General features: G+C 66.9%; 2 protein-coding genes. Both read right to left on the minus strand.

What is annotated here, in order from left to right; translation table 11 throughout:
• Positions 1–130: 130 nt before the first annotated feature.
• Complete coding sequence (locus tag VL752_RS10855; protein WP_325355028.1) at positions 131–1594, minus strand: 6-hydroxynicotinate reductase; 1464 nt, start codon at positions 1592–1594, stop codon at positions 131–133.
• A 12-nt stretch (positions 1595–1606) separates the two neighbouring features.
• Positions 1607–3860 (minus strand): c-type cytochrome (locus VL752_RS10860; RefSeq protein WP_325355030.1); only part of this gene is annotated, 2254 nt, incomplete at its 5' end.

Below are 3860 nucleotides of genomic sequence, written 5' to 3' on the forward strand. Positions count from 1 at the left end.
GCGGCCTCCACCGCGGCGGGCGTGCCCTCAGCCATGATCACGAGGTCGATCGGCCCATCCTGCAGATGCAGACGCGGCAAGCCTGCCGCCGCCTGGGGCAGGAGCCGCGCCCGGGCGCGGGGCGTCGGGCTCAGTGCCGGATCATGGGCAGAAGCGGCCATGGATTCTCCGGCAATTGCGGCTCGAAGCGATGCGGTGCCGCGGGGTCCAGCGACGCCGCCTTGCGCACCTGATCCAGATAGCCGCCCATGGCCTCATACTGGTCGCGGGGCATGGTGAATTCGATGGGGGCGACGAGCGCCGGCGTCGGCACATAGCCGAAGGCGTTGTCAGGCAGCTTCGTTACATCGACCATGAAGGTGATGCCGCCGCCCGGCCAGAGATAGACCGGCGCGCCGCCACAGGTGAGGCGCGTGATGCCACGCGCGACCGACTGCGTGAGCCGGACGGGATTGTCCGTTACCCCGGCGCGGAGCGATCCGCCCGCACCCGCCACGAAAAGCACGCTGCACAAAGCGGGTTCGCAATTCTCGGCGATCCGCTCGACGGATTGCACAAGGTCCATTGGCATGCCCTGCGGCACCGGCCGCAAATCCTCGTCGAGAATATAGTAGCCGAAATGCTCGCCGGTGGTGCTGACCATGAGCATGCGCAGGCCCGGCCGGGCATGTTTCGGATCGAAGGGATCGAGGATCGACAGCGGATCCGAGATATCGGTGCCGCCCCAGCCCGTGCCGGGATGGGCGACCTGGAAATAGCGGCCGGGGGTGGAGCGCCTGCCGCGCATGCGGATGCCGGTCGGTGGCACGCCGAGCAGCTTGCCACCCTGATGTTCGGACAACACGCCGGTGATGTGATCGTCCACCACCACGACCTCATCCACCTTGCCCATCCATTGCGGCGCGAAGATGCCGATGGTGGCCGAACCGCAGCCGACGCGCATGCGCGTCTCCCGCACGCCGTTCACAACTGGCGCCTTTCCAGCCTGAACCACGACCGTTGCCCCATCATCGATAGTGAGTTCGACCGCCTGCTTGTTACAGAGTGCAAGCAGCGTATCGCAGGTGACGCGGCCTTCCTTCTTGCTGCCGCCTGTGAGATGCGCGACGCCGCCAAGCGAGAGCATCTGGGAGCCGTATTCGGCCGTCATCACATGCCCGACCGGCTCCCCGCCAGCGCGGACGATCGAGCGCTCATCACCCAGATGCCGATCGGTGTCGATCTTGATCTTGACACCGCAATAGCTGAACACCCCTTCCGTCACCACGGTCACCATGTCCACGCCCTCGACCTCGGTCGAGACGATGAAGGGCGCGGGCTTGTAGTCGGGATAGGTGGTGCCGGCACCGATGGCGGTGACGAAGGTATCGGCGCCGCGCACCAGGCTGCCGTCCCAATCCTCCTCATTGCGGAAAGCGACCAGCGGCGCACCGCGTTCCCGCGCGGCTTCGAGCAGCACGAGCGGATCGACCCGCACGAGCACGCCATCCGCATTGGCATAACGGTCGCACGCGCCGGCAAGCCCCGGGCGGATGTTGCACATCACCGGGCAGGCATCGCAGCGGACGATCGGGATGGCGGCGGCTTCAGACATGTTGTGTCTCGCTCACGGTTGGCTCGCTCCGGCGGTCACGGCACGCAATGTCGCGACCGTCTGCTCGAGCCCGGCCCAAGGTTTCTGATCTGGCGCGTACTGGCGGCGCAGGAAGGAGACGAGGTCGGCGATCTGGCGGTCGGTCAGAACTGGGCCGAAGGCGGGCATCGCGCCCATCGACGGCAGCGCAGGCTGCGGCACCCCACCCAGGATGATGCGGATGAGGTTATCAGGCCGATCGCTCTGCAGATTGGTGTTCAGGGCGAGGTTGGGCTTCACGCCGAAAAGCTGGGGGGCCGACGGCGCGTGGCAGACCGCGCAGGCACCTTGGAAAATGCGACCACCCGGACCGGCGGAAGGCAGCATGACACCGGCATTGCGCACCTCAGCCGCCGCCACCGCCGCTGCTTCGGCTTCCACCGACACCGGTTTCGCGAGCGTCGCGAGATAGGTCGCCATGGATCGCAGATCCGAATCGGGCAGAGCCTGCAATTCGTGAATGACGGGCGCCATCGGCCCCGCCGCCGGTCCGTGCTGCGGCGAGAAGCCGGTACGCAGATAGGTAAAGAGCGCATCTTCCGTCCAGGGCACGGGCGATTGCGAGAGATCGGAGAGCGGCGGCGCCTCCCAGCCCTCAGCCATGCCGCCGGCATAGGCACGCGCCTTGATCTCGGCGCCCAAGGCGTTGCGCGGCGTATGGCAGGACGAGCAGTGGCCCAGGCCCTCCACCAGATAGGCGCCGCGGTTCCAGGTTTCGGACTGCGCAGGATCGGGCACATAGGCGCCGGGCTTGAGGTAGAGCGCATTCCACCCGGCCATCGTCGCGCGTTGATTCAGAGGAAACGGCAGCGTATTCGGCAGCGCTTTCGCGACCACCGGCGTTTCGGACATCAGATAAGCGTAGATCGCCTCCAGATCGGCGTCCGTCGTCTTGGTGAAGTGATCATAGGGGAAGACGGGATAGAGGTGCTGCCCGTTCCGCCCGATGCCTTCGCGCATGGCGCGGCGAAAGGCTTCGAAGGACCAGGCGCCGATTCCGGTCTGCGCATCGGGGGTGATATTGGTGCTGTGGACAATGCCGAAGGGCGTTTCGATCGGCAGGCCGCCGGCATTGGCGACGCCACCGGGGGCCGTGTGGCACACCGCGCAATCGCCGAGCGCCGCCAGCATCTTCCCCCGCGCGACCGTTTCCTTCGAATAGAGGCCGGGCGCGGGTGGGGAGACGGGCGCGATCGCGCCGCGCCAGGGCAGCGCCACGACACCCGCGCCGATCAGCCCGGCAAGGCCGAGACCGAGGCCGGCCCAGAAGCCGCGTCTCTTTCCGGGTGGCGCAGCCAAAGCTGGGGCGGGTATCGGTGACGCTACGCCGGCGGCCTGCAGCCCCGCCCGCACCCGCTCAGGAGTAAAGGGAAGCTCGCGGAAGCGCACGCCCGTCGCATCGTAAATGGCGTTGGCGATGGCGGCGGCACTCGGCACCGAAGCCGATTCACCGACGCCCAGCGGCGGCTCGTCTGGCTTGTCCATCATCAGCACGTCGATAGGCGGGATTTCCGGGAAGGTGATGATGGGGTAGCCGCCCCATTCCTGGGTCTCCACAGCCTTCGGCCCGACGGCCACCTCCTCCTTCATCACCCGGCTGATGGACTGGATGACATTGCCGTGGATCTGATGCTGGACGCCGGCCGGATTGATCATGAGGCCGGAATCCTGGCCGACGGTCACCCGTGTCAGTGCGACATCTCCGGTCGCCTTGTTGACCTCGACATCGGCGACCCAGGCCGACCAGGCGGCGGGCACGCCGGGGAACTGGCCATGGACGTACACGGCATAGGCGAAGCCGCGGCCGCGCAGGATCTCTCCCTCTCCCCCAAGCGAGCCGGGTTCCGTATGGGGCACCCAGTCGACCCGCTCGGCCATCGCCTTTACGAGATCGACGGCACGCGGATCCTTGAGATAGCGCAAACGATACGCAATAGGATCGACACGCGCGGCGGCGGCGGCTTCGTCGATCCAGCTTTCATGCGCAAAGGAATTCGGCATGGAGGAAACGCCGCGCAGCCAGGAGGCGCGGATGATGGGCGGCATGTCGTAGGCCGCAACGCGCATCGTCTCGTACTGATAGGGGGGGATCGCCGTGCGGTCCCCCATGGTGAAGACCATGGGCACCGGAGGCACCGCGCCCGTGAGAAGCGAAGCGAGCAGCGGCGCGCCGTTGGAGGGATAGCGGACGGAAAAGTCATAGGCCGCAACATTGCCCGAACCATCG

Origin of the sequence: Acidisoma sp., from assembly GCF_035492295.1 — a bacterium.
Lineage (GTDB): Bacteria > Pseudomonadota > Alphaproteobacteria > Acetobacterales > Acetobacteraceae > Acidisoma.